Source organism: Methylocystis sp. Uni0008 (assembly GCF_056838045.1).
This window is the reverse complement of sequence record NZ_CM166370.1, coordinates 1335847-1359988: the sequence shown is the minus strand read 5'-3', so window position 1 is coordinate 1359988 and position 24142 is coordinate 1335847. Positions and strand designations below refer to the sequence as shown.

Annotated in this window: 25 protein-coding genes; 14 read left to right on the top strand and 11 right to left on the bottom strand. The window is 63.6% G+C overall.

The window, feature by feature from the left end; genetic code table 11:
- Positions 1 to 23 precede the first annotated feature (23 nt).
- On the top strand, positions 24 to 3251 hold the full coding sequence (locus tag AC0X69_RS06660) for a type 2 lanthipeptide synthetase LanM family protein (RefSeq protein WP_482612498.1): 3228 nt from the start codon (positions 24 to 26) through the stop codon (positions 3249 to 3251).
- A gap of 48 nt (positions 3252 to 3299) precedes the next feature.
- Here AC0X69_RS06660 and AC0X69_RS06655 read toward each other — a convergent pair whose 3' ends face one another.
- From AC0X69_RS06655 to AC0X69_RS06645, 3 genes are all read right to left on the bottom strand, one after another.
- Positions 3300 to 4061: an ABC transporter permease gene (locus AC0X69_RS06655; RefSeq protein WP_482612496.1), complete on the bottom strand. Its 762-nt coding sequence runs from the start codon at positions 4059 to 4061 to the stop codon at positions 3300 to 3302.
- On the bottom strand, positions 4058 to 4990 hold the full coding sequence (locus tag AC0X69_RS06650; protein WP_482612494.1) for an ABC transporter ATP-binding protein: 933 nt from the start codon (positions 4988 to 4990) through the stop codon (positions 4058 to 4060). The genes AC0X69_RS06655 and AC0X69_RS06650 overlap by 4 nt, the downstream gene beginning before the upstream one ends.
- Positions 4991 to 5076: 86 nt before the next feature.
- Entirely contained in the window at positions 5077 to 5745 is a 669-nt protein-coding gene (locus AC0X69_RS06645; protein WP_482612492.1) for a methyltransferase domain-containing protein, read from the bottom strand.
- 327 nt (positions 5746 to 6072) lie between these two features.
- Between AC0X69_RS06645 and sucC the strand changes: the two genes are divergently transcribed.
- The 3 genes from sucC to AC0X69_RS06630 all read left to right on the top strand — a co-directional run bounded on the left by sucC (position 6073) and on the right by AC0X69_RS06630 (position 9699).
- On the top strand, positions 6073 to 7269 hold the full coding sequence (gene sucC / locus AC0X69_RS06640) for an ADP-forming succinate--CoA ligase subunit beta (RefSeq protein WP_482612490.1): 1197 nt from the start codon (positions 6073 to 6075) through the stop codon (positions 7267 to 7269).
- A 116-nt stretch (positions 7270 to 7385) separates the two neighbouring features.
- Entirely contained in the window at positions 7386 to 7787 is a 402-nt protein-coding gene (locus tag AC0X69_RS06635; RefSeq protein ID WP_482612488.1) for a hypothetical protein, read from the top strand.
- A complete protein-coding gene (locus AC0X69_RS06630; protein ID WP_482612486.1) occupies positions 7720 to 9699 on the top strand; it encodes a tetratricopeptide repeat protein in 1980 nt (659 codons plus the stop codon). The genes AC0X69_RS06635 and AC0X69_RS06630 overlap by 68 nt, the downstream gene beginning before the upstream one ends.
- Here AC0X69_RS06630 and AC0X69_RS06625 read toward each other — a convergent pair whose 3' ends face one another.
- The 3 genes from AC0X69_RS06625 to AC0X69_RS06615 form a co-directional block, all read right to left on the bottom strand.
- A complete protein-coding gene (locus AC0X69_RS06625; RefSeq protein WP_482612484.1) occupies positions 9700 to 10119 on the bottom strand; it encodes an EVE domain-containing protein in 420 nt (139 codons plus the stop codon).
- A complete protein-coding gene (locus AC0X69_RS06620; RefSeq protein ID WP_482612482.1) occupies positions 10119 to 10400 on the bottom strand; it encodes a YciI family protein in 282 nt (93 codons plus the stop codon). The genes AC0X69_RS06625 and AC0X69_RS06620 overlap by 1 nt, the downstream gene beginning before the upstream one ends.
- A gap of 128 nt (positions 10401 to 10528) precedes the next feature.
- Positions 10529 to 11566 (bottom strand): coiled-coil domain-containing protein, encoded by a 1038-nt coding sequence (locus AC0X69_RS06615; protein WP_482612480.1) that lies wholly within the window; start codon positions 11564 to 11566, stop codon positions 10529 to 10531.
- A gap of 228 nt (positions 11567 to 11794) precedes the next feature.
- Here AC0X69_RS06615 and AC0X69_RS06610 point away from each other — a divergent pair, with 228 nt between their 5' ends.
- Positions 11795 to 12235 carry a hypothetical protein gene (locus AC0X69_RS06610; RefSeq protein WP_482612478.1) on the top strand — a complete coding sequence of 147 codons (441 nt, stop codon included), beginning with the start codon at positions 11795 to 11797 and terminating at the stop codon, positions 12233 to 12235.
- A gap of 45 nt (positions 12236 to 12280) precedes the next feature.
- Here AC0X69_RS06610 and AC0X69_RS06605 read toward each other — a convergent pair whose 3' ends face one another.
- Positions 12281 to 12877 carry a DUF1134 domain-containing protein gene (locus AC0X69_RS06605; protein ID WP_482612476.1) on the bottom strand — a complete coding sequence of 199 codons (597 nt, stop codon included), beginning with the start codon at positions 12875 to 12877 and terminating at the stop codon, positions 12281 to 12283.
- Between the two features lie 126 nt (positions 12878 to 13003).
- Complete coding sequence (cysQ, locus tag AC0X69_RS06600) at positions 13004 to 13861, bottom strand: 3'(2'),5'-bisphosphate nucleotidase CysQ (protein ID WP_482612474.1); 858 nt, start codon at positions 13859 to 13861, stop codon at positions 13004 to 13006.
- A 188-nt stretch (positions 13862 to 14049) separates the two neighbouring features.
- Here cysQ and chpT point away from each other — a divergent pair, with 188 nt between their 5' ends.
- A complete protein-coding gene (gene chpT / locus AC0X69_RS06595; RefSeq protein ID WP_482612472.1) occupies positions 14050 to 14730 on the top strand; it encodes a histidine phosphotransferase ChpT in 681 nt (226 codons plus the stop codon).
- A 7-nt stretch (positions 14731 to 14737) separates the two neighbouring features.
- Here chpT and AC0X69_RS06590 read toward each other — a convergent pair whose 3' ends face one another.
- The 3 genes from AC0X69_RS06590 to ctrA all read right to left on the bottom strand — a co-directional run bounded on the left by AC0X69_RS06590 (position 14738) and on the right by ctrA (position 16865).
- Positions 14738 to 15250 carry a DUF1697 domain-containing protein gene (locus AC0X69_RS06590; RefSeq protein WP_482612470.1) on the bottom strand — a complete coding sequence of 171 codons (513 nt, stop codon included), beginning with the start codon at positions 15248 to 15250 and terminating at the stop codon, positions 14738 to 14740.
- A gap of 158 nt (positions 15251 to 15408) precedes the next feature.
- Entirely contained in the window at positions 15409 to 15999 is a 591-nt protein-coding gene (locus AC0X69_RS06585) for a DUF4142 domain-containing protein (protein ID WP_482612468.1), read from the bottom strand.
- A 164-nt stretch (positions 16000 to 16163) separates the two neighbouring features.
- The gene (gene ctrA / locus AC0X69_RS06580) at positions 16164 to 16865 is read right to left on the bottom strand and encodes a response regulator transcription factor CtrA (RefSeq protein WP_482612466.1); all 702 of its coding nucleotides are present in this window, start codon (positions 16863 to 16865) and stop codon (positions 16164 to 16166) included.
- 529 nt (positions 16866 to 17394) lie between these two features.
- Here ctrA and AC0X69_RS06575 point away from each other — a divergent pair.
- The 8 genes from AC0X69_RS06575 (at position 17395) to yidC (ending at position 24112) form a co-directional block, all read left to right on the top strand.
- Positions 17395 to 17988 carry a TetR/AcrR family transcriptional regulator gene (locus AC0X69_RS06575; protein WP_482612464.1) on the top strand — a complete coding sequence of 198 codons (594 nt, stop codon included), beginning with the start codon at positions 17395 to 17397 and terminating at the stop codon, positions 17986 to 17988.
- A 63-nt stretch (positions 17989 to 18051) separates the two neighbouring features.
- The gene (locus AC0X69_RS06570) at positions 18052 to 18321 is read left to right on the top strand and encodes a DUF4242 domain-containing protein (protein ID WP_482612462.1); all 270 of its coding nucleotides are present in this window, start codon (positions 18052 to 18054) and stop codon (positions 18319 to 18321) included.
- A gap of 33 nt (positions 18322 to 18354) precedes the next feature.
- Positions 18355 to 19638, top strand: coding sequence for a methanethiol oxidase (mtoX, locus tag AC0X69_RS06565; RefSeq protein ID WP_482612460.1), 1284 nt, complete (start codon positions 18355 to 18357; stop codon positions 19636 to 19638).
- The gene (locus tag AC0X69_RS06560) at positions 19635 to 20318 is read left to right on the top strand and encodes an SCO family protein (RefSeq protein ID WP_482612458.1); all 684 of its coding nucleotides are present in this window, start codon (positions 19635 to 19637) and stop codon (positions 20316 to 20318) included. The genes mtoX and AC0X69_RS06560 overlap by 4 nt, the downstream gene beginning before the upstream one ends.
- 77 nt (positions 20319 to 20395) lie before the next feature.
- Complete coding sequence (locus AC0X69_RS06555) at positions 20396 to 21517, top strand: cytochrome-c peroxidase (RefSeq protein WP_482612456.1); 1122 nt, start codon at positions 20396 to 20398, stop codon at positions 21515 to 21517.
- A gap of 222 nt (positions 21518 to 21739) precedes the next feature.
- The gene (rpmH, locus tag AC0X69_RS06550) at positions 21740 to 21874 is read left to right on the top strand and encodes a 50S ribosomal protein L34 (RefSeq protein ID WP_083858773.1); all 135 of its coding nucleotides are present in this window, start codon (positions 21740 to 21742) and stop codon (positions 21872 to 21874) included.
- Between the two features lie 34 nt (positions 21875 to 21908).
- On the top strand, positions 21909 to 22334 hold the full coding sequence (rnpA, locus tag AC0X69_RS06545) for a ribonuclease P protein component (protein ID WP_482612454.1): 426 nt from the start codon (positions 21909 to 21911) through the stop codon (positions 22332 to 22334).
- Complete coding sequence (gene yidC / locus AC0X69_RS06540; RefSeq protein ID WP_482612452.1) at positions 22331 to 24112, top strand: membrane protein insertase YidC; 1782 nt, start codon at positions 22331 to 22333, stop codon at positions 24110 to 24112. Before rnpA ends, yidC begins: the two co-directional genes overlap by 4 nt.
- Positions 24113 to 24142 lie beyond the last annotated feature (30 nt).

Genomic DNA, 24142 nt, shown 5'->3' with positions numbered 1-24142 from the left:
CGAACGCCCTAGGCGGGCGACCCTTGGCCGAGCCGCCTATGCATTCCTTTTACGAGCGCCTGATCGTTCGCGCTGCGACGATCGACGAACTCCTTTCTGACGCTTTCGAGACGCTTACCGGCCAAAAAGCGCATGCCGATCTCGCCGCGCAGCGCCTCGCCGCGTGGTGTCGTTCCTGCGCAAGCGGTGACTGGGCGCTGTTCGATCAGCGCCTCGCACGCGATAAAATTCCACTGGCCAAAGCGCTCGAGAGATTTGCAACGGTGCGCCGCGCCGCGTCCGCGCCCCTGCCCGGGTGGGTTGAAGACGCGGTCTGGATCGAGTCGGCCTTGTCGAACGCGGCCGTGTCCCATCCGTCAACTGCCGAACCCGGCGCGGCTCCCTTCGAACATCTGTTCATGCCGCTGGTTGTTGGAGCGGCCGTCAGGCTTTGGAAGTCGATCGATGCTTCCGGCGCCGCGATTTTCGCGACGTCGGCGTCAGAATGTCTGCAGCGCCAGCTGCTAAAGGAGCTTTGCGATCTTTGCGCGCCGGTTTTGTACGAACGCTTCGCGAAGCTGCGGCAAGACCCATCATTGTTAGAGCAGTCCGCTGCGCAACAGGGCGACCTGGCGTCGTGTTATCGACAGTTTATCTGCGAGATGCGGTCTGGCGGATTGCGGCGCCTGTTTGACGAGAAGCCGGTGCTCCTGCGGTTGATCGCGGTCATCACCCGCCAGTGGCTCGACTCGTCAAGAGAATTCGTCCTCCGCCTCAACGCCGATCTGTCGGCGATCCATGAAGAGATACTTCGCGCGCGGCCGAGCGGCGCGGTCAGGAAGATCGATGCGGGGCTTTCCGATCCGCACCATGGCGGTCGTTCGGTGGTCATTGTTGAGTTCGAGGACGGCTCGCGGGTTCTCTACAAACCCAAAGACTTGCGGCTGGACGTTCGCTGGCGCGCGCTCATAGCGCGACTGAATGGCGCCGGCGCGCCGATCAAGCTTAGAACGCCGATCGCGATTGCGCGAGAGGGTTATGGCTGGACCGAGCATATCGAGCACGTCGGCTGCGCCGATCCGGATGGCTGCAAGAGATTTTACCGGCGGGCGGGCGCCTGGCTCGCGCTGTTTTACAGCTTCGCCGGAGGCGACATGCATCAGGAGAACATCATCGCCGCCGGCGAACACCCGGTGCCGATCGATCTCGAAACGATCCTGCAGGCGGCAGACGAAGGTCAGCCTCGCCGAGGGGTCGAGGCGAGCGCCTTCGAATCCGCGAAGAGAATCATCGCGAACTCCGTGATCTCCGTCGGTCTGCTGCCGGCCTACGGAAAATCTGCAGACAACGACGTTTTCGTCGTGGGCGGCATGGCCGCCGAATGGACGGCTGGAACGAAGCGCGTGTGGACAAATCTGAACACGAACGCGATGCGTCCTGAAATGATCAAGGAGACGGGAGCTTCCACTCCCAATCTGCCGCACGTCGACGGCCGCTACGCTAAACTGCGCGATCATGTCGACGATTTTGTCGCCGGCTTCGAGGAATATGCGGAGTTCATTCTGTCGCAAAGCCGCGAACACGGCGCCGAAGTCCTGTGCGACGCATTCCCCGGTCTGCAGGCGCGCAAGGTTCTTCGCCCGACCCAATTTTATACGATGCTCCTCCATCGCCTGCGGAACCACCAGCTTATGAACGATGGCGTTCTGTGGTCGGCGCAGGCGGATTTTCTGGCGAGGTTCGCGGACCCGGAGAACGATGACGATCAGCGTTGGCCATTGCAGCGGGCTGAAAGGGCCGCGCTCCTTGAGCTGAATGTGCCGCATTTCGTCATGCGCAGCGACGGTGGCGAAATATGCGACGGGGCAGGCGCGGCGGCTCGCATCGAGGCGGAGTCTGGGCTTGCGCGCGCACGTGACAGAATCGGGCATTTGAGCAAACAGGAAATCGCGTGGCAGGTTCAGGTCATTCGGCAAAATCTGAACATGCTTTCGGAACCCTCGGACGCGGCGCCGAAAGAGTCGTCGCCAATGCGTTCTCCCAATCTCAAGCTATGCGCCGAGTGGAGGCCACGATCCTTCGGCGATGAGGCGGATGCGATCGCCAGAGAACTCTCCGGCCATGCGATTCGCCGTGATCGGGACGCCGCCTGGATCGGCCTGAGCTGGCTCGCGAATTCCGATGTTTCGCAGCTCGTCGTGCTCGGACACGACCTCTATAACGGCGCATGCGGCATCGCGCTCTTTCTGGCCGCGCACGCCGCGGTTCGTGGACCGCAGGCTTCAGCCGATCTGGCGCTCGCCGGGATTTCACGGCTGCGCAGCGACTTGCGCAGCCGCAACGCCCCGCGTCTGGCGCGATTGCTGGGCTTGGGTGGCGCCACCGGCCTCGGCTCCATCGTTTATGCGCTTAGCACGGTTTCGAAACTCCTCGACCGCAGCGATCTGCTCGAAGACGCGCACCGCGCCGCAGCGTTGATCAGCGACGACCTGATCGAAGCCGACCGGCAACTCGACGTCATCAACGGATGTTCCGGCGCCATTCTCGGCCTTCTCCGACTCTATCGCGACGCCAACTCCGCCGATGTGCTGAAACGAGCGGTCGCATGCGGCGAGCACTTGCTCTCGCGGCCGCGCGTGGGCGCGGAAGGGCGCAGGAGCTGGACCGTCCTCGGCGCGGGCGATGACGCGCTAACCGGAATGTCACATGGCGCCGCCGGCTTTGCCTACGCGCTCGCTTCGCTGTCCGCCGCGACAGGTCGCGAGGAGTTTGCGAGCGCCGCAATGGAATGCATCGCTTACGAAGAATCAAAATATGACGCCGGGCGCGCGAATTGGCCGGATTTCCGTTACGCCGCTCCGCAATGGCGCAGCCAGTGGTGCCATGGCGCGGTGGGCATCGGTCTCGCGCGCCTCGCCATGACACGCGCGGCGTCGCCTTTTATGGAGAAGCGCGCGCTCGACATCAGCGGCGCGCTGGCCGGCGCTGAGCGAGGCTGGCCCAGCGAAGTGGACACGCTCTGCTGTGGCGCAATGGGCAATGTCGAATTCCTTCGCGACGCGGGCGCGGCGCTCGGTCGTCAGGATCTTTCGACCCTCGCCTCGGATCGGCTCACTTCTATCCTTGCGAATGCGGCGTCGGCCGGCGACTATCGATGGAGCCACGGGGAAAGGCCGTTCAATTTGGGACTGTTTCGCGGACTTTCCGGCGTCGGATACACATGCCTGCGGCAGATCGCGGATGACCTGCCCAATGTGCTGATCTGGCAATAGGCGCACATTTCGCGGGCGACGGAAACGCGCCGGCGCGCGTCAGAGCGTCTAGCTGCGCAGGCGATAACCCGTTTGAAAGATCCATACGATCACGGCGACGCACCCGAGGAAAAATCCCGCCATCACGGCAAGGCTCGTCAAGATCGAAACATCGGCCGCGCCGTAAAAGGTCCAGCGAAAGCCGTTCACGAGATAAACAATCGGATTGAATCGCGCGACCGTGCGCCAGCCGTTAGGCAGCATGTCGATCGAATAGAACGCGCCGCCCAGGAAAGTCAGCGGCGAAACGATCATGAGCGGCACGATTTGTAATTTTTCGAAATTGTCCGCCCAGACGCCGAGAATGAAACCGAAGAGACTGAAGCTGACGGACACCAGCGCCAACAGCGCGATCATCCAGACCGGATGACGGATGTCGAAGCTCACAAACAGATTGGCGGTCAAAAGAATCGTCAGTCCGAGAAAGATCGATTTGGTCGCCGCGGCGCCGACGTAACCAAGCAGAACTTCGAACACGGAGACCGGGGCCGAAAGCAACTCATAGATGGCGCCTGTGAAGCGCGGCAGATAGATGCCGATCGAAGCGTTCGCGATGCTCTCGGTGAGAAGAGTCAGCATCACGAGGCCCGGCACGATGAAGGCGCCATAGGGGACGCCGTCGATCGCCGACATGTGGCTTCCGATGGCGGAGCCGAAAACGATGAAATACAGCGACGTCGAAATGACGGGCGTCGCGATGCTCTGAATGATCGTTCGCCATGTGCGTTTCAGCTCGAAAAGATAAATGGCGCGGACCGCATATATGTTCATGGGCGCTTGCCTATGAGATCGACGAATATCTCCTCGAGCGACGAACGGGTCATGTTGATGGACCTGAAGTCGATGTTTCTCTCCACCAGGCGCTTCACGAGATCGGAGACGCCGATGTCGGCAGACTCGCTATCTCCAGGGATTGTATAGGATAGCGTCAGTCCGTCTTCCGACAGCGCCGCCGGCCACGCTGCAAGATCATGCGGCGGCGCCGGAAGAGGGCGCCTCAGTCCGATGAGGACGCGCGTCCGGCCGAGATTCCGAATGAGCGCATGCTTCTCCTCGACCAGCGCCAGCTCGCCGCTGTTCATCACCCCGACGCGGTCGGCCATTTCCTCGGCTTCGTCGATATAATGCGTGGTGAGTATGATGGTGACGCCGTCTTCACGCAGTCGGCGCATCAAGGCCCACATATCGTGCCTGAGCTCCACATCCACGCCCGCGGTGGGCTCGTCGAGAAACAGGATCTGAGGCTCGTGGGCAAGCGCTTTGGCGATCAATACGCGCCGCTTCATGCCGCCAGAGAGTGCAATGATTTGCGTATCCTTCTTGTCCCACAGCGAAAGCGCGCGCAGCACGCGTTCCACATACGCCGGGTTTGGCGGCTTGCCGAACAGACCGCGGCTGAAGCTCACCGTGTCCCAGACTCGCTCGAACATCTCGGTCGCCAGTTCTTGCGGAACGAGCCCAATCCTTGAGCGTGCAGCGCGGTAGTCGCGGAGAATGTCGTGGCCGTCGACGGTCACCGTTCCCGATGTTGGTCGCACCAGGCCGCAGATGACGCCGATCAGCGTGGTTTTTCCCGCGCCGTTCGGTCCGAGAAGCGCGAAGATCTCCCCGCGCGAAATATCGAGATTGACCGACTTTAACGCCTGCAAGCCGCTGGCGTATTTCTTCGTAAGGTCTGTGACGACGACGATCGGATCCATCTTGTGCCCGTCGTTGACGATAAGAGCTTTGCACGGGCTTTGTCACGTCACGTCGTAAGGCGCCATCAGCCGCGACTTAGTCCTTGTCACGAAGCGGCGCATTCGACCGGCGGATAATAGGCCGTTCTGAACAAGACGCGCGTGGCGTCCCTCGATTCGCGCAGGGAGGTCTCAGGCGGGAGCTCGCGCAACTCGTCCTTTGAGAAATTCGCGGGCAGTCCGATCGCGACGGCGGCCCCTGAGCCGATTGCGCGCCGGATGAGCGGCAGCGGGTTCGGGCAAAAGTCTCGCCAGCCGAAGCGCGCTTTTCTGGCGTAATCCGGTCCGCCCCAGGGCGGGTCGATATTCAGCGCGTCGAACGACAGGCTGGAACAGGCTTCCATGACGTCGGCGTGGATGAATTCGATCCGATGCGCGACGCCGTAGATTTCGGCGTTGCGCTTCGCCATGGAAAGCCGGTCGCGATCGATGTCGACGGCGATGACGCGCTTTCCGCATCTGGCGAATCCGATCGCCGACCCGCCGATCCCGCAGAAGGCGTCCAGCACGACGGCGCCGCTGAGCGACTGGCCGATCTCGAGCGCAAAGCGCTCCGGCTTCACCGAGAAGAGGCCGACCTCATCGGTTGCAATCCCTTCATCCCATTTTGAAAACAGCTCGTAGCGGCGATCCCAATATTTCTGGGCGCCGTCGCCGAAGGGGTTGTCCGTCCCGGTCATGACGCGAGCATAGCCGCTCCCCGCGCTCGATCCCATGGATCGCTCCCCGGCAAGGCGGGACGGCGTCGGTCCACGCGCCAAATCTCGGGGCAAAGAAAAAGCCCGGCCAGGTCGGCCGGGCAGTCCAAGGGGGGAGAGGGGAGCTCCGTGTCGATGAAACCCGCCGGGGGCGGAAAATGTTCCAGGCCGCGCGCTCACGCCTCTCAGCGACCGCAGCCGGCGCCTGCTTAGGTCGGCGGCGCCGAGCCGGTTCGCCCCGTCCGCGACCCCGCGCCGCCTTGACGAAACCGTGACGCTCATGCCTTTTGGCCGCGATTTTTTCGCCGCGCCGGCGCGCCAATTGCGCCAGGGAGACACAAGCCCATGAACATCCACGAATATCAGGCCAAGGCCGTTCTGCGCGAATTTGGCGCGCCTGTCGCTGACGGCTTCGCGGTGCTGCGCGCCGAGGACGCCCGCGCCGCCGCCGAAAAGCTGCCCGGCCCGGTCTATGTGGTGAAGGCGCAGATTCACGCCGGCGGGCGCGGCAAGGGTAAGTTCAAGGAGGCGAGCGCCGGCGACAAGGGCGGCGTGCGCATCGCGAAATCCATCGACGAGGCCGAAGCCTTCTCCAAGCAGATGCTCGGCGCGACGCTGGTGACGCTGCAGACCGGCGACGCCGGCAAGCAGGTCAACCGCCTCTACATCGAGGACGGCGCCGCGATCGACAAGGAATTCTACCTCTCGATGCTGATCGACCGCTCGACGTCTCGCATCGCCTATGTCGTGTCGACCGAAGGCGGCATGGACATCGAGAAGGTGGCGCATGACACGCCCGAGAAGATCGTGACCTTCTCGGTCGATCCCGCGACCGGGCTGATGCCGCATCACGGCCGCCAGGTCGCCGCCGCGCTGGGCCTCACCGGCGATCTCGCCAAGCAGGCGGGCGAACTCACCGAAAAGCTCTACGCGGCCTTCGTAGCCAAGGACATGGAGCTGCTCGAGATCAATCCGCTGATCGTGACCAAGGACGGCAAGCTGCGCTGCCTCGACGCCAAGGTCAGCTTCGAGAACAACGCGCTCTACCGTCATCCCGACATGGTCGACCTGCGCGACAAGAGCGAAGAGGACGAGAAGGAGATCGAGGCGTCGAAATACGACCTCGCCTATATCTCGCTCCCCGGCAACATCGGCTGCATGGTCAATGGCGCCGGCCTCGCCATGGCGACGATGGACATCATCAAGCTCTACGGCGAGTTCCCGGCGAACTTCCTTGACGTCGGCGGCGGCGCCACGACCGAGAAGGTCACGGCCGCGTTCAAGATCATTACCGCCGACCCGAATGTGAAGGGCATTCTCGTCAACATCTTCGGCGGCATCATGCGCTGCGACACCATCGCCGAAGGCGTGATCGCGGCCGTGAAGGAAGTGGGCCTCAAAGTGCCGCTCGTGGTGCGCCTCGAGGGCACCAACGTCGATCTCGGCAAGAAGATCATCAATGAGTCGGGGCTCAACGTCATTCCCGCCGACGATCTGGACGACGCGGCGCAGAAGATCGTCGCCGCGATCCGGCAGGCGTAACCTTTCCTTTGGGCTTCTCCCCGCGTAGGGGAGAAGCCGCAGTGCCCATTCGGAAGTGTATGGACGGAGTCAATAGAAATTACCAACAGGGTAACTCGGGAATTTTGCGAGACATTATGCTAAGCGATTCAAATTTTGATGTCCCAAAAGAGCAATGGGAAGCTGCAAAGGCCGAGGCTAAGGCAATCATGATTGAGCGCGCACGGTTGCGCGGAATGATCGCCTACTCTGATCTGGTTTCTAAAATTCGTTCGGTCAGATTGGTCGCGCATGATCCTCGTCTATTCCATCTACTCGGACAAATTTCGAGCGAAGAGGACGAAGCAGGGCGCGGGATGTTGACTGTTATTGTCGTCCACAAGGTTGGAGACATGCAACCTGGCCCTGGATTTTTTGAACTAGCGAAAAGCCTAGGTCGCGACACGAGCGACATTTTGAAATGCTGGGTCGATGAGCTACATCGCGTCCACGCGACTTGGCAGAAACTCAGCAATAAAAACTCAAACCGAGCATTGTAGTAGTTGCTCCGCCTTGCGTCGGCGGCTCAAAAGGGCCATCTTTGGGCGCGACCTTCAACTTTTAGGCCGCCTTCCGAGTGAGGGCGGCCAATGCGCGCGAATGCCGCCTTTTAGGGAAGCGCCTGTGCCCAAATCAGCTCTTCTGCCTGCGTCCCCGGCCAGCCGCGCGAGACGCGCTCTGGCGCGTCTGACTTGCGTCCTCATTGCCGGAGGCGGCGCCTTCGCGCTCTCCTGCGACAGCAGCCTCGCGGCGCGGGAAAATCTGATCGTCGCCCGGCCCTTCGAGGTCGGCTCGAGCCTTTCGGGCAATTATCTCGCGGCGATCGTCGCCGGCGCGCAGCGCGACACGCTCGCCGCTTCGACCTTCTTCCGGGAGGCCTTGCGCGACGACCCCAAGAACTCGGATCTCGCCGATCGCGCCTTCGTCGCCGCGCTCGCCAACGGCAATATGTCGGAGGCGCTGTCGCTCACCGGGCGCGTCATCGCGCATGACCGCACGAACGGGCTCGCGCATCTGGCGCGCGGCGTCGATCTGATCAAGAACCGCAAATACGCCGCCGCGCGCGCCGAGCTCGCCAAGGGCGGGGGCGATCGCCGCCGCGACATCACCTCGACGCTGCTCTCCGCCTGGAGCTACGCCGGCGCCAAGGACACCCGTCGCGCGCTGGCGACGCTCGACACGCTCAACGACGAAGCCTTTCAGGTGTTCCGCGACTATCACGCGGGACTGATCGCCGACATGGGCGGCGACAAGGCTGAGGCCGAAAAGCGCTTCAAGTCGGCCTATACCGCCGAGAAGAACACGCTGCGCCTCGTCGACGCTTACGCGCGCTTCCTTGCGACGCGCGGGCGGCGCGACGAAGCCAAACAGCTCTATCTGGCCTTTGACGAGGTCGCGCCAAATCACCCGATCGTCGTCGCCGGCCTCGCGGCGCTCGACGAAGGCAAGCCGCTGCCGCCCTTCGTGCGCACCGCCGATGAAGGCGCGGGCGAAGTGCTCTATGGGCTCGGCGCCGTCGGCGGCCGCCAGGGCGACGAACTCGCTTCGCTCATCTATCTGCGCCTGTCGCTCTTCCTCGCGCCGGAGAATGCGCTCGCCCTCGTCACGCTCGGCGACGTCTATGAGCGCATGAAGCAGGAAGAGGCGGCGATCGATCTCTATCAGACCGTGCCGAAGGACAGCCCGCTGCGCGTCAACGCCGACGTTCAGGCGGCGCTGCTGCTCGAAACTCTCGGCAAGACCAAGGAGGCGACCGAATCGCTGACCGCGATCGTGGCGGCGAACCCGAAGAATCAGGAAGCCTTGACCGCGCTCGGCAATCTGCAGCGCTCGCGCAAGTCTTTCGCTGACGCCGCCGCGACCTATACGCGCGTGCTGGATCTGCGTCCCAAGGCCGACAAGGGCCAATGGCTGCTCTATTATTATCGCGGCATCGCCAATGAGCGCCGCAAGGACTGGCCGTCAGCGGAAGCCGACCTCAAGAAGGCGCTGGAGCTCAACCCCGATCAGCCGCTGGTGCTGAACTATCTCGGCTATTCATGGGTCGACAAGGGCTCGAACCTCGACGAAGCCTTCAAGATGCTGCGGCGCGCCGTCGATCTGCGGCAGCGCGACGGCTATGTCGTCGACAGTCTGGGCTGGGCCTATTACCGGCTCGGCCGCTATGACGACGCCGTGCGCGAATTGGAGAAGGCGATCGACCTGAAGCCTTCGGATCCGGTGATCAACGATCATCTCGGGGACGCCTATTGGCGCGTGGGCCGCAAGCTCGAAGCGCATTTCCAGTGGAACCATGCGCGCGACCTCAACCCGGATCCGGACGATTTGCCGAAGATCCTCGACAAGATCAAGAACGGCATGTCGGACGCGCCGACGGTCGTCAGCGACAAGGCGGCGCAGAACGGCGGGTGATTAGCCCTTCTCGCCCGCCATCTCCAGAATGACGCGCCACTCTTCGTCGGTCACCGGCTGCACGGAGAGTCGCGAATTGTTGACGAGCACCATGTCCTTGAGGCGCGGCTCGGCTTTGATATCGGCGAGCGTCACCGGCTTTTTCAGCGGCTTCGCCGCCTTCACGTCGACCATGCCGAATTTGCCGCTCTCGTCCGTATGGTCGGGATAATAGGTCTTGATGATCTCGACGATGCCGACGATCGCCTTGTCGTCGTTGGAATGATAGAAGAAGCCCTTCTCGCCCTTCTTCATCGCCATCAGATTGAGTTTGGCCGAGTGGTTGCGCACGCCGTTCCAGAACGTGCCCTTTGCGCCCGCCGCGACCTGCTGGTCCCAGGACCAGCTCGACGGCTCGCTCTTTAGCAGCCAGTGCGCCATCAGAACTGCGTTCCGACGACGCGTTTCCAGGGTCTCAGCTCCACCGAGGCGAAGAGGCCGGCGGCGGCGTAAGGGTCTTCGCCGAGCAGCGCGCGGGCGGCCGCCTCGTTCTCGCAATCGAGAATGAGCATGGAGCCGACCGGCGTCTCGCCGTCGAGAAACGGGCCGCCGAGCTTTACGCGCGCGGCGTGCTTGTCGAGAAAGGCGAGATGCGCGGCGCGGGTCGACATGCGCAGGTCGACGTGACCGGGCTTATCCATGCAAAGGGCGACGAAGAGCACAAGCGGCCTCGCGTGAGAGGGACGAACGCGCAACTTGTTCCAAAGCGCGCGCCGCCGGTCAACAGCGCCGAGGCGATATTCCCGCTTGGTCGTTCGAGGCGCGCTGTCCGGCGCGCGACGGACGCGCGTCAGGCGCGCTTTGCCGGCGCCTGCCGCTCCTGCGCGATGACGCGGTCGCCGAAATCCACGATCGCTTCGCGCAGCGATGCGATTTCCGCGTCGCTCGCCGCGACGGGAACGACGGACAGTCCCTTGGCGCCGTTGACGGCGCGGCGCAGATTGGCGCGCTCGGCGCGCAGCGCCTCGACCGCGCCTTGCAGCATGGCGTTGTCGGCGCGCACTGATTCGAGCTTGCCGGCGGCGTCATTCGCCGCGGCGCGCGCGACGCGCAGCGCGCCTTCCAATTGATCGGAGCCGCTCGTCTGGAGATCCTGGGCGGCTTTGAGCTCCGCTCGCGTCTCATTGAGCTCCGCGGAAAGCGTCTCGCCCTGCGCGCGGGTGGCGGCGAGTTCGCCGGAAAGGCGCGCCACCTGATCTTCGAGTTCCGTCGCCCGCGCGGCCGACTGCGCGGCGCGCGCATGTTCTTCCCGCAACGCCTCAAGCGCGCGCTGCATCTCGCCATTGTGCTGATGCAACGCCGCCACGCGCGATTCATAGGCGACGAGTCCCTCGGGCTGCGCCTCGGTCTCGTCGAGCGGCGCGGACTCCGTCCCGACCAGGCGCAGCCGCGCGACGCGGCTTTCCGCGCGGTCGGTCATTTCGTGCAGCGCCAATTCCGTGGAACTCAAGAGCTCGGTGCGCTCGGCGAGGACTTTCTGCGCTTCGCCGAGCCGCGCGTTCATCTCGCGCATGTCAGCTTCGGCGCGTTCAAGCTGCGCTTCGAGATCGACGATTCGGGCCAGGTGGCGGCCGATCGTCGCGAGATCGTCGGCGCGCGCGGCCTGGGTCGCCTCCATCGCCTGTTCGAGGCGCCGCTCGCGGACAGCGAACTCGGCGCGCAGCAGGTCGCGCTCGGCGACGACCTCGTCCATCGACATCGGCGCAAACATTTGCAGCCGCCGCATCGAAAGACGCATCGCTCGCCGCCAGAAAGCGGGCAGGAACATCAAGGCGAAAAGCCCGGCGACGAGGAAGCCGAGCGCGAAATACATCGCTTGTTCGATCAAGACGCAGCAATCCTTGATCCGTCTCAAGGCGGACGGCGCCGCCGATTTTGCCACGTAATGAAGTGGAACGCAAAGCACGAGCTGCGACCGTCGCATACGCCGAAGCGGCGCCCACGGCGCGGCTTCCGTCTTCGTTCATTTGGATGAGGACTTTCTTGCCCGCGGACCGCAGAACACGCCGAGGCAGGCGGCGCGAGCGCTGCTCGCGGACCGGCGGGAGAGAGGCATATGTCGTTATCGACTGGCTATTTTTGCAGTGGGCGCGAAAGCGGGGCGCCGCATTCGGCGCCGGCGCCGATCCGCGTCAGGCGTTGTCCCGGCGCTCCGGCGCCTCTGTTCGGCGACTCTCGCGATCAGCGCCCGCATGCCGCGAGCGCCGGGGACTTCGCCACGACGCTGGCGGCTGACGAACGCTTTCTGGCCGCCGCGCTAACGCAGGGGGCGCCGGAGTCGCGCCACCGATTCGCGCCGGCCTGTATCGAGAACGACTGCGCGCATTGGAAGGTTGGCGGATGCGAGCTGCTGGGCCGCATCGCGCAGCTGCTCGCCGAAGCGGAGGCGCCGGTGAAGCCGCGTCCGGCTCATGATTGCAGCATTCGCCAGGATTGCCAGTGGCGCCGCCAGCGTGGCGATGCGGCCTGCGGCATTTGCGGTTTCGTCGTGAGCTAATCCCGCGAAGCCGGCTCGCTCATCTGCGTCGGCGCGGCCGTCGGATCAGAACGGGTTCCAGGTCGATTCCGGCGTGAATTTCAGATAGCCGAGATTGAGGCCAAGCCGCGCGCCAAGGCCGGAGCGCACCGGCATGACGACGACCTCGTCATTGTTGAGCGCGGTGAATCCAAAGCCGCCGACGAGATAGGCCGAGCCATTGGCGCCGGAGAACCGCCGATAGATGGCGTCGACCGCCGGCAGGTTATAGACGAGCATCATCGTGCGGGCGCCGTCGGCGCCGGCGTCGACGCCGATCGAAGGACCTTGCCAGAAGACGCGCTGCTTGCCGGCGTTGCGCGTATACATCGTGCCCTCGCCATAGCGGAGCCCACCGACGAACGCGCCGCTCGCCTCCTGGCCGAGGATGTAGGCGTTGGGGCTGCCCCACTGGTGCGACGCGCGCTCGACGCCCTCCGCGAGGCCGCGGGAGATCGAACCGAAGAAGCGGTGGCCGTTCTCGACGATCTCGCCACTCGAAAAAGTTTCGGGCCGCTGCGCGGCGCGCGCGAAAGACGCAGGAGCCGCCCACGCGCAGGCCGAGGCGGCGGCGAGACGAAACAGGTCGCGGCGCGAGGCGGCGTCGAACGAAGGTTTGCTCATGGCGACGAAACTCCGGAACGAACGTGTTGAGGGCCATGCGTCGGCGTCAAGGATGGCCAACGCGCGGCGCAGTTGCGTCGCAAAGGCGACGCGCGGCGTTGCGCCCGCTAAAGTCGCGCGCCGTAGTTAAGGAAGCGTTGCGGCGGCCTCGCGCGCGGCCGCATCCGCCCAGGCGATGAAGGGGCCGTTGCGGTAGTCGGCGGCCCGCTTGCCGTAGCGCAGGGGCGCGCCGTCCGGATCGAGCGTGGCGCCTCCTGCCGCGCGCAGCACGGCGTCGCCAGCGGCGGTGTCCCACTCCATCGTCGGCCCGAAACGCGGATAGACGTCGGCCTCGCCGTTCGCGAGCAGGCAGAATTTGAGCGAAGAGCCGACCGGCACGCTGCGCGCGATATTCTGTTTGGCGAGAAACGCCTTCGTTTGATCGTCGAGGTGAGACTTCGAGATCAGCGCGACCAGACCCTCCGCCGGCCGCGGCCGCGCGCGCAGCGCGCGCCAGTCCTGCGATGGGGGCAGGGCGCCGCCGGGCGCCGCCTGCGCCTCGCAGCCATGGGCGCCGGCAAACCAGACGCGAGACTGCGCCGGCGCGTAAACCGCGCCGACGCGCGGCGCGCCCTTCTCGGCGAGCGCCACATTGATCGTGAAATCGGCGCTGCGGGCGAGAAACTCGCGGGTGCCGTCGATGGGATCGATCAGCAGAAAGGCGTCGCCTGCATCGAGCGTCTTGCCGCGCGCGACGCTCTCCTCGGCCAGAAAAGGCACGCCAGGCAGAGCCGTTTCCAGCTCGCGCAGCAAATAGGCCTCGACGCGCTCGTCTGCCTCGGTCACCGGCGACGTATCGCCCTTAAGGCGCGATTCGATGCTGGATTTGGCCAGCGTCTCCATCGCCAGCGCGCCTGCGGCGATCGCGATGTTGGCGAACAGGCGGGCGAGTTCTTCGATATCCTTGGACGTCCCTGCCGATTGAAAAAAATTCTCCGCAGCCATCGCTCAATTCCCTCAACATCCGTTTGCGAAATCAGGCCTCACGTCATTTGCAATCCGCGCGGCGCCCGCTAGTTTCGTTTAGCCTGATTGCAGTGATTCGCGCGACGCGTCAGTCCGCCGCGCAGCTACGGGAAGACTGGATCAAACTTCCTTCGGACATCGCCGCTTCGCCCGATCTGGATGGCATCATGACCAAATTCTCGCTCGACTCTCTCGATCTTGCTGCGCTCCTTTCTTCAAGGGTCTGCCATGACGTCATTTCGCCTGTCGGCGCGATCGTCAATGGTCTCGAAGTTCTCGAGGAGGAGAAGGACGCCGAGATGCGCGGCCATGCGCTCGCGCTGATCAAATCGAGCGCCAATGAGGCCTCGGCGCGGCTGCAGTTCTGCCGGCTCGCCTTTGGCGCCGCCGGGTCCAAGGGCGCGTCGATCGATACGGGCGACGCCGAGCTTGTGACGCGCCAGCTCATCGCGGACGAGCGCACGCAGCTCTATTGGAGCGTCCCGCGCGTGCTGATGTCCAAGAACAAGGTCAAACTGCTGCTGAACCTCTGCATCATCGCCGACGCGGCCATTCCGCGCGGCGGCGTCATCTCCGTGAGCTCGGCGGGCGAAGACGAGAGGGTGGTTTTCCGCATCGAGGCGAAAGGCGTCAATGCGCGCGTCGCGTCGAACGTGCCGCGCCTGCTCGAAGGCGAATCGGAAGAGGGCGCGATCGACGCGCGCTCCATTCAGGCCTATTACGCCGGCCTCGTCGCCAAATCCTGCGGCATGCAGGTTGTGGTTTCGAGCGAGCCCGAACTCGTGACGATCGAAGCGGTCCCGCAAGCTCAAGCCACGGACGCTTCCGCGGAGAGCGCCGCGGCCTGAGAGCCTCTCAAATTCCGAGCGCCATGCCGACGAGTTTCGCGACCGTGTTCATGTTTCGCGCGGTCCCTTGGCTTGCCGCTGGAATTTTTAGTTTTGAGCGCCCCATGCCAGCGCCGTAGCGGACGTAAATTTCCCGCGCGCCCAGGCGCATCTCCTCGTCTGCCTTGCCGACAGCGTGATCCAGCGCATCCGACGGCGGCTTTGCGTCGAGAAAAATGGCGACGGTGCGATTCGCCGGATGGTCTTGGAAGGGGTTTCCTTCCAACACGGCTTTCATCTCAGCGGCCGTTCGGACCAAAACCCCGACCGGCTTTCCGGCGTAGGCGAGCAAACGCGCCTCCAGCGCGGATTTCACCTTTGGGGCGGAATCTTTCGTTTGGAAGACCACGTTGCCGCTGGCGATGTATGTTTCGACATGCGTGAACCCAGCTTCGAGACACATCGCCCTTAATTCGCTCATCGGGAGCTGGCCGGTTCCTCCGACGTTCACCGCCCGCAGCAATGCGATGTGCCTGGTCATGCCGAAGGTGACCACATGGGAACGGCACAGGTCAACTCCGGACGCAGGAAGCGATGCGCCGGCATCGCGCGAGCAAATTCCCTGATCATCCGCGCAAGGACCCGCGCCAGACTTGAGCGCGGGTCCTGCAATCTTCACCGAGCGAATTATCGGCCCATCTACCTGTCGGCGCTCGTGCTGCGCTGCGTCGCGCGCGGCAGCGCCTTGGCGTCGCGCAGGTGCTGCTCGAGCGAGGGAATGGCGTTTTCCGCCCATCTCTTCAGCTCGGCGTCCGTGCCGCTCTTCGCATAGTTCTGGAAAAGCTTCACCGCTTTCTCATGCCCGTCGATCTGCTGGGTCCGGAAGCGCTCTTCGAAACGCGCGCCGGTCGCCGAGGACAATTGCTGCAACAGGGCCTGGTGTTCCTTGTCGAGTCCAGCCGGAGTCTTGAGGCCGCCTTGCTGCAGCATCGGCCCGAGCTCATTGTCCAGGTTCGTATGATCGCGAACGATCATGCGGGCGTAATCCAGAAACTCTCGCGTATTCGCCTTGTTCTGCGCTTCGCGTCCGGCCTGGATCTCGAAATTGTTGATGTTCCACGCCTTGTCCACGAAGTTCTGGGTCGCGGCGTCGGCTCTGTTCGGCCGCGTCATCGTGTCGGTTGAACCTGATGTGGCCGGTGAACCTGATTTCGACCAGGACGCGGCGAGAGCGTAGCTCGGCGCCAGAAGCGCGAGCGCCATCGCGCCGGCCAGCAGGGGATGTCTCATCTTCGTCTCCTTGGACGTTCGCCCCCCGCACGTAAACCGATCGCGCACACGCCTGTTCCGCAAGACGCTCGGTATCGCAAAAGAAAACGCCGCATTTCGGGATGCGGCGTTTTCTTTTGTGCTTGTGATTGCGCCTTTGCTTCAGCGCTGGCGCTCGCGCGCGTTCAGGCTGTGATGCGTTCGTCCGCTTCGCTCGGCTCGCGCAGCACATAGCCGCGGCCCCAGACGGTCTCGATATAGTTGCGGCCTTCGCTCGCGTTGGCGAGCTTCTTGCGCAATTTGCAGATGAAGACGTCGATGATCTTCAGCTCCGGCTCGTCCATGCCGCCATAGAGATGATTGAGGAACATCTCCTTGGTGAGCGTCGTGCCTTTGCGCAGCGAAAGCAGCTCGAGCATCTGATATTCCTTGCCGGTCAGATGCACGCGGGCGCCGCCGACTTCCACCGTCTTCTGGTCGAGATTGACGACGAGGTCGCCAGTGATGATGACCGATTGCGCGTGGCCCTTGGAGCGGCGGACGATGGCGTGAATGCGCGCGACAAGCTCGTCCTTATGGAAGGGCTTCGTCAGATAGTCGTCGGCGCCGAACCCCAGACCCTTCACCTTGTCTTCGATGCCGGCGAGCCCGGAAAGAATGAGGATCGGCGTCTTCACCTTGGCGACGCGCAGCGTGCGCAGCACCTCATAGCCGGACATGTCGGGCAGATTGAGGTCGAGAAGTATGATGTCGTAATCGTAGAGCTTGCCGAGGTCGATGCCTTCTTCGCCGAGATCGGTCGTATAGACGTTGAAATTCTCGGATTTGAGCATGAGCTCGATACTTTGAGCCGTCGCGCTGTCATCTTCGATCAATAAAACGCGCATGTTGGTTCCCCACCGAGCTCCATCGTCCGCGACCGACGCGTGCGAATGACGCGCGCCAGCGGCCGGCGAGAGTCCTCGCCCCAGCGACCTGACCGACCTTCCAGCGAAGGTAAGCGGAATTGGTTAATAAACCTTCACTTACGCCTCAAACGCGGCCCAAAGTCTTAATCTTGGGCGCTAAGCAAGGCGGACGCGACACGCTACGTCTGGAAGGATACGGACTGCGACGCGAATCACGCGTCGTTTCCAATCTATACGCCGTCGTGAGTCAGGTGGGCAAAGACAAAATACGCGACGCGTAACGAAATGCGCGGACCTCCAAATGAGGTTGGCGCACGCGCTCCTCGCCGCATCCGCGACATGATTCGGTCCCATGCGCGGCGCGAATGAGGCTGTGCGACGCAGCGATCGCCATGCGGCGGAGAACAAGCGCCATCGACATCTCTCCCGCGCCGTCCGAGCCGGCGCAGCCGTGTCGCGCGACCGCCGCTTGCCAAACTGAGACGACTGGTCATATTATCGCGTCGCCATGAGCCGACGCGACGTCAAAGAGCTGAGAGAGAAGCTTCTGGACCGGGGGGTCGTCCTGCTGATGGAGCAGGGCTATCACGGCACCGGGCTGCAGGAGCTGGTCAAAAGCGTCGGCGTGCCGAAAGGCTCCTTCTATAATTATTTCGACAGCAAGGAAGCCTTCAGCGCCGAGGTCGTCAAACATTACATCGATCCGTTCATCAAACGCCTCGACGGACAGCTTCAGCGCAAGGATCTAAGCGCAGCGGCGGCGCTGCGCGCCTATTTCGACGAGCTGATCGAAGAGACGGAACGCACGGATTTCCGGGGCGGATGCCTGCTCGGCAATCTCATCGGCGAGATCGGCGACACGAGCGATCTTTGCCAGACGTCGCTGCGCGAGGCCGTGCACCGCTATCGCGACAAGCTGCGCGAGGGAATCGCCCGCGCTCAGCGGGAAGGCGGTTTCCGCGCCGACATGGACGCGAAGGAGATGGCCGACCTTCTCGTCAATTTCTGGCAGGGGGCGTTGCTGCGCATGAAGATCGAGCGCTCGGTGCGCCCGCTGACGCAGTTCTGCGACATGCTGCTCAACGGCTACTTCAAGGCGTGATCGATTTGCGGCCAAATGAGACGACCGGTCATATCAGTATCGACGCTAGGTAGGGAGAAGACGATGCCGAAATTCATTATCGAACGGGACATTCCCGGCGCCGGGAAAATGACGCAGGCCGATCTCCAGGCGATCTCGCAGCGCTCCTGCGCCGTCCTGCGCGCGCTTCACCCGCGCGCGCAATGGATCGAAAGCTACGTCACCGACGACAAGGTCTATTGCGTCTACATCGCCGAGAACGCGGCGGCGATCAAAGAACATGCGGAACAAGGAGGCTTTCCGGCCAACCGGATCAGCGAAATCAGGGCGATCATAGACCCTGCGACAGCCTGACCAAAGACCGACTGAATAAGGGAGAGTGGTTGAATGAAAAGCTTGCCGATATGCGCAGCATTGTGCGCGCTTGTCTCCGCCTTTGCGCTTGCGCCCGCTGTCGCGGATGAGACCTGCAACTCGCCGTTCATGACCGGGCTGATCAAGGGACAGGAGCAGTATCTCCATGTCTGGACGCTCGGCGAGAAGGGCGTCGGCGATGGATCGGACAAACTCGTCACGATCGACGTCATTCCCGGCTCCGCGACCTACGGCAAGGTGATCCACGCGATCTCCGTCGGCGGGCGCGGCGAAGCGCATCACATGGGATTCACCGACGACCGCAAATATCTCTGGGCCGGCCGTCTCGACGACAGCAAGATCTTCATCTTCGACGTTGGCTCCGATCCGTCGACGCCGAAGCTCGTCAAAACCATCGACAATCTCGCCGAGAGCACCGGTTATGTCGGCCCGCATACGTTTTACGCCTTGCCCGGCCGCATGCTCGTGCAGGCGCTGTCCAACAAGCGGGATCACGGCGGCGTCACGGGCCTCATCACCTACAACAACGCCGGCGATCTCGTGACGACGACGCCGATGCCGCTCAATGACGGCGGCGACGGCTATGGTTACGACATCGCCATCGATCCGGCGCAGAACCGCATGCTCACGTCGAGCTTCACCGGCTGGACCAATTACATGATGGATCTCTCCCAGCTGATCCAGGATTCTTCCGCGATGAAGAATTTCGGAAACACGATGGTGATGTGGGATCTGAAGGCGATGAAGCCGCTGAAGGTGTTTTCCGTTCCCGGCGCGCCGCTCGAAATTCGCTGGGCGCTGAAGCCCGGCGCCAATTGGGCGATCACCGCCGGCGCGCTCACGTCGAAACTTTACCTGATCAAGCAGGACGACAAGAACGAGTGGCAGGCGAAAGCCGTCGCCGACGTCGGCGATCCGTCGAAAATTCCCTTGCCGGTCGACATCTCGATTTCCTCCGACGCGTCGTCGCTGTGGGTCAACACCTTCATGGACGGAACGGCGCGGCTCTTCGATCTCTCCAATCCCGAAGCGCCGAAGCAGGTCTATGCGAAAAAGATCGGCGCTCAGGTGAACATGGTCTCACAGAGCTGGGACGGGAAGCGCGTCTATTTCACCACGTCGCTGCTCGCCAATTGGGACAAGAAGGGCGCCGACAATGAGCAGTTCCTGAAAGGTTATTCCTGGGACGGCAAGGAGCTGAAAGAGGATTTCGTCGTCGACTTCCACAAGGAGGGACTCGGCCGCGCGCATCATATGAAATTCACCGCGCGCGCCCAGAAGGCGGAGCTGCCGTGAGCACCAGGCGCAAACTGGCGCGCGTCGCCAGCGTTTTGACGCTGGCGTTCGCAGCGGCTTCGGCCTTTGCGATGGAGCCGGCGGCCTCGAGGCTGCCGGCGCCGGGAAGCTATGTGCTGCGCCCGATCCAGCGCATGCCCGAGGCGTCGCTGCTCGACTCTAACGGCAAGCCGGCGCCGCTTGCCGCCTTCACGCGGGGTGCCGTGACGGCGCTCGGCTTCTTCTATTCGCGCTGCGCCGATCCCCTCGGCTGTCCTGTCGCCTGGTCGACCTTCGAACAGGCGCGAAAACAGGCCGAAGCCGATCCGCTGCTGAAGGGCAGGCTGCGTCTCGTCTTCGTCAGCCTCGATCCGGCGCGCGACACGCCTTCCGTTATGCGCATGCTGGAGACGGAAGAGAAGGGCGGCGAGGTGCCCTGGGTCTTTCTGACCGGCGCGAGCGAAGCGCAGATGACGCCGCTCCTCGCCGCCATTGGGCAGGATGTCGCCTATGAGACGGGTCGCGCCGGCAAGCGCACCGGCGCGATCCACCATATGCTCAAGGTGTTCCTCATCGATCCAGAAGGCTGGGTGCGCGAGATTTACAGCGCGGCGTTCCTGACGCCGGACGCCCTGCTCAATGACGCGCGCACGCTCGCGCTGGAGTTTCCCGACGCGCGCAATTCGGCGGCGATGAGATGATCGGCGCGCCGTTCGTTGTTGCAAGGCGCGTTATCCCTCCCCTTCACGGGGAGGATCGAACCGCGAAGCGGTTCGGGGTGGGGCGACTTTTTTCCCCACCCCCGACGCGGCGGCGCGTCGCGACCTCCCTGCAAGGGGGCGGTCTCGCGCGCGTGCTGCTCGCGCTGACGATGTTGGTTTGCGCGGGAAAAGCCGCGGCCGAGGACGTTAAACAACCTCTGGGACTGCCGCAGGTTCCCGCGAACGCCGCCGGCACGCCGGCCATGCGCAGGCTCGGCGAGAAGCTCTTCTTCGACCGCGGCCTTTCCGCCAACGGCACGCTGTCCTGCGCCATGTGCCACATTCCGGGGCAGGGCTTCGCGTCAAATCAAAGCGCGCTCTCGATCGGCATGGAGGGGCGGTCGCTGCGCCGTAACGCGCCGTCGCTGTATAATGTCGTGTTCAAGAACTTCCTCTTTCACGACGGACGCGAGACCGATCTCGCCGCGCAGGTCTGGGGACCGCTGCTCGCGGCCGACGAAATGGGCAACGGCGGCATTGGCCCGCTCGTCGCCCGGCTTCGCGCCGACGCCGGCTATGGGCCGCTGTTCGAAGCGGCTTTTCCCGGCGAAGGCGCGACGATGACGACGCTCGGGCGCGCCATCGCCGCCTATGAAGCTTCGCTGCTGCGCGGCGGCGGCCGTTTCGACCGCGCGCTTTTCGGCGGCGAGAAGGACGCGCTGACGCCGCAGGAGTGGCTGGGCTATGAACTCTTCGTCGGAAATGCCGGCTGCGCCGCCTGCCATTCGGTTGGACCAGAGACGGCGCTGTTCACCGACCAGTCCTGGCACAATACCGGCGTCGCGTTCCGGTCGGGGGCGACGAACGGAAAACGGCAGGTGCAGCTCGCGCCCGGGGTTTTCCAGAGCGTCGACATCGCCGCAATCGGCCTCGCTCAAGCCAGGGGCCCGACCGACCTCGGCCGTTTCGAGATCACCAATAGGCCCGGCGACCGCTGGGCCTATGTGACGCCGATGCTGCGCGGGGTTGCAGAGAGCGCGCCCTACATGCACGACGGAAGCTTCAGCACGCTTCCGGAGGTCATCGAATTTTACGATGGCGGGGGAGGGCCCAATCCGGCGCTCGATCCCAAAATCCGTCCCCTGGGCCTGACTGCCCAAGAAAGGGCGGCGCTTGTCGCCTTTCTCGAGGCGCTCTGAACCGAGACTTTGCGCCGACAAACATTGACTTGAACGCACGCTTTCTCCTATATGCCTGCGATCGGCGCCGCTCCAAAAGGGGCGGCGAATGTTTTGTGGCGGCTGCACGCCGCCGCGGGCGCCGAACCATTTCCAAGCCTCGTCTGCGGCTCAGCCGTCGACCGGCTGTCTAGACGAGCGCGGGAGCGGGCGTAACGTCCCTTTCGCCAGCGGAGAAGAACGGTGAAACGGACATTTCAGCCCAGCAAGATTGTGCGCAAGCGGCGTCACGGCTTTCGCGCCCGCATGGCCACTGTCGGCGGACGCAACGTCATCGCCGCGCGGCGCGCCCGTGGACGCAAGCGCCTCTCGGCCTGATCCGGCTTCTGAAGCGGATGAGGCGGATGACTGCATGATGGCGCAAGTCCCCGCCGAAAACGAGAAGTCCTCGCGCCCCGAGACGCTGCGGCGGCGCGGCGATTTCGTGCGCGCGTCGCACGGCGCGCGGGTTGGAATGCCCGCCTTCACGGTGCAGATGGCGCCGCGGGAACTCACGGAGCCGCACGCGCCGGCGCGTTTCGGCCTGACCGTTACGCGCAAGGTCGCGGGCGCCGTGGGGCGCAACCGCATTCGCCGCCGGCTCCGCGAAGCCTTGCGGCTTGGCGGCGCCCTTGGCGCGAAGCCCGGTCGCGATTACGTCTTCGTCGCGCGGCGCGCCGCCCTCTCCGCGCCATTCGCCGAACTGCTCGCGCAGATGACCGAAGGACTCGCCAGACTGAATGATCGCGGCGCGGCGGGTTCGAGACGCAAACAGGAAGACAGGCTTACGCGGCCATGAATGAAAACACCAAGAACATGCTCCTCGCCGCGGCGTTGTCGCTGGTCTTCATCGGCCTGTGGGACTATTTCTACGCCTTCCCCGAGATGGACAGGCAGCGCAAGTCGCAATCGGAGCAGACGCGCCTCGCCCAGACTCCGAAACTCGGCGCGCCCGAGCAGAAGACGGCTGCCGCGCCTCCGGTCAAGGCCGCGCCCAAGACTCGCGCCGAGGCGCTGGCGCTGAGTCCGCGCATCGCCATCGACACGCGGTCGATCTCCGGCTCGATCGCGCTGAAGGGCGCGCGCATCGACGACGTCTCGCTCAAGAACTACCGCGAGACCGTGGACCCCTCGAGTCCGATCATCACGCTGCTTTCGCCCGAAGACGGTCCGAGCCCCTACTACGCTGAACTCGGCTATCTGACCGCCGAGACGGAGAATGCGCCGGCTCTGCCGACCACCGAGACGCTGTGGACGGCGGATGCCGACAGGCTGACCGCAGCGAAGCCGGTGACGCTCACCTGGGACAATGGCCAGGGCCTCGTCTTCAAGCGCGTCATCTCGCTCGACGACGAATATCTCTTCACCGTCAAGGACAGCGTTGAAAACAAGGCCGGCAAGCCCATCACGGTTTACAACTACGCGCGCGTGAGCCGCGTCGGCCACCCGCCCTCCGCCGGCTATGCGGCGCTGCACGAAGGCTTCGTCGGCGTCGTTGGCGACGCCGGGCAGGAAGTCACCTACGACAAGATCGAGAAGGAGGACAACGCGGTCAAGACGTTCAAGGGCGTCGGCGGCTGGGTTGGACTGACGGACAAATATTGGGCGGCGGTCGTCGCGCCCGATCAGAATGCGCCGATGGAGGCGCGCTACGCGTCGATGGGCGGCGCGCTGAAAACCTATCAGGCGGACACGGTCAGCGATCCCAAAACGGTCGCTCCCGGGGAGTCGTCCGAGGCGACGACCTTTGTCTTCGCCGGCGCCAAGGTCGTCGACGTGCTCGACGCCTATAAGGAAAATCCTGGCCTGAAGCGCTTCGATCTCCTGATCGACTGGGGTTGGTTCTACTTCATCACCCGGCCGATGTTCCGGCTCATCGACTTCCTCTACAAGCTGCTCGGCAATTTCGGCCTCGCCATTCTGGCGGTGACGGTGATCGTCAAGCTCGCCTTCCTGCCGCTGGCGAACAAGAGCTATCAGTCGATCGCCAAAATGAAGGCGATTCAGCCGAAGATCAAAGAGCTGAAGGAAAAATACGGCGACGACAAGCACAAGTTCAACATGGAGCAGATGGAGCTCTTCAAGCGGGAGAAGGTCAATCCCGCGAGCGGCTGTTTGCCCGTGATCGTGCAGATTCCGGTCTTCTTCTCGCTCTACAAGGTGTTGGTCGTGACGATCGAAATGCGTCACGCGCCCTTCTTCGGCTGGATCAGGGACCTTTCGGCGCCCGATCCGACCAACGTCTTCAATCTGTTCGGCGTGCTGCCCTTCGATCCCACCCATATCGCCATCTTCGGCCCCTATCTCGCGCTCGGCGTCTGGCCGCTGCTGATGGGCGTCTCGATGTGGCTGCAGATGAAGATGAATCCGGAGCCCGCCGACGAGATTCAGAAGACGATGTTCGCCTGGATGCCGGTGATCTTCACATTCACCATGGGCGGCTTCGCCTCGGGCCTGCTGATCTACTGGACGTGGAACAATCTCCTGTCGATCGTTCAGCAGGGCGTGATCATGAAGCGCGCCGGCGTGAAGTTCGAGTTCTGGGACAATCTGCGCAAGACGTTCCAGAGGGCGTAAACGCGGCAGTCGGCGATCGGCAGTCGTATG

Bases quoted from the DNA above. Each gene is read 5' to 3' on its own strand.
- cysQ (WP_482612474.1), bottom strand. From the start codon at position 13,861: ATGGCTGCGGAGAATTTTTTTCAATCGGCAGGGACGTCCAAGGATATC.
- AC0X69_RS06585 (WP_482612468.1), bottom strand. From the start codon at position 15,999: ATGAGACATCCCCTGCTGGCCGGCGCGATGGCGCTCGCGCTTCTGGCG.
- AC0X69_RS06650 (WP_482612494.1), bottom strand. From the start codon at position 4,990: ATGGATCCGATCGTCGTCGTCACAGACCTTACGAAGAAATACGCCAGC.
- chpT (WP_482612472.1), top strand. From the start codon at position 14,050: ATGACCAAATTCTCGCTCGACTCTCTCGATCTTGCTGCGCTCCTTTCT.
- sucC (WP_482612490.1), top strand. From the start codon at position 6,073: ATGAACATCCACGAATATCAGGCCAAGGCCGTTCTGCGCGAATTTGGC.
- AC0X69_RS06655 (WP_482612496.1), bottom strand. From the start codon at position 4,061: ATGAACATATATGCGGTCCGCGCCATTTATCTTTTCGAGCTGAAACGC.
- AC0X69_RS06590 (WP_482612470.1), bottom strand. From the start codon at position 15,250: ATGACCAGGCACATCGCATTGCTGCGGGCGGTGAACGTCGGAGGAACC.
- AC0X69_RS06645 (WP_482612492.1), bottom strand. From the start codon at position 5,745: ATGGGATCGAGCGCGGGGAGCGGCTATGCTCGCGTCATGACCGGGACG.
- AC0X69_RS06570 (WP_482612462.1), top strand. From the start codon at position 18,052: ATGCCGAAATTCATTATCGAACGGGACATTCCCGGCGCCGGGAAAATG.
- AC0X69_RS06630 (WP_482612486.1), top strand. From the start codon at position 7,720: ATGAGCTACATCGCGTCCACGCGACTTGGCAGAAACTCAGCAATAAAA.
- AC0X69_RS06605 (WP_482612476.1), bottom strand. From the start codon at position 12,877: ATGAGCAAACCTTCGTTCGACGCCGCCTCGCGCCGCGACCTGTTTCGT.
- rnpA (WP_482612454.1), top strand. From the start codon at position 21,909: ATGATGGCGCAAGTCCCCGCCGAAAACGAGAAGTCCTCGCGCCCCGAG.
- AC0X69_RS06635 (WP_482612488.1), top strand. From the start codon at position 7,386: ATGCTAAGCGATTCAAATTTTGATGTCCCAAAAGAGCAATGGGAAGCT.
- AC0X69_RS06610 (WP_482612478.1), top strand. From the start codon at position 11,795: ATGTCGTTATCGACTGGCTATTTTTGCAGTGGGCGCGAAAGCGGGGCG.
- ctrA (WP_482612466.1), bottom strand. From the start codon at position 16,865: ATGCGCGTTTTATTGATCGAAGATGACAGCGCGACGGCTCAAAGTATC.
- mtoX (WP_482612460.1), top strand. From the start codon at position 18,355: ATGAAAAGCTTGCCGATATGCGCAGCATTGTGCGCGCTTGTCTCCGCC.
- yidC (WP_482612452.1), top strand. From the start codon at position 22,331: ATGAATGAAAACACCAAGAACATGCTCCTCGCCGCGGCGTTGTCGCTG.
- AC0X69_RS06575 (WP_482612464.1), top strand. From the start codon at position 17,395: ATGAGCCGACGCGACGTCAAAGAGCTGAGAGAGAAGCTTCTGGACCGG.
- AC0X69_RS06625 (WP_482612484.1), bottom strand. From the start codon at position 10,119: ATGGCGCACTGGCTGCTAAAGAGCGAGCCGTCGAGCTGGTCCTGGGAC.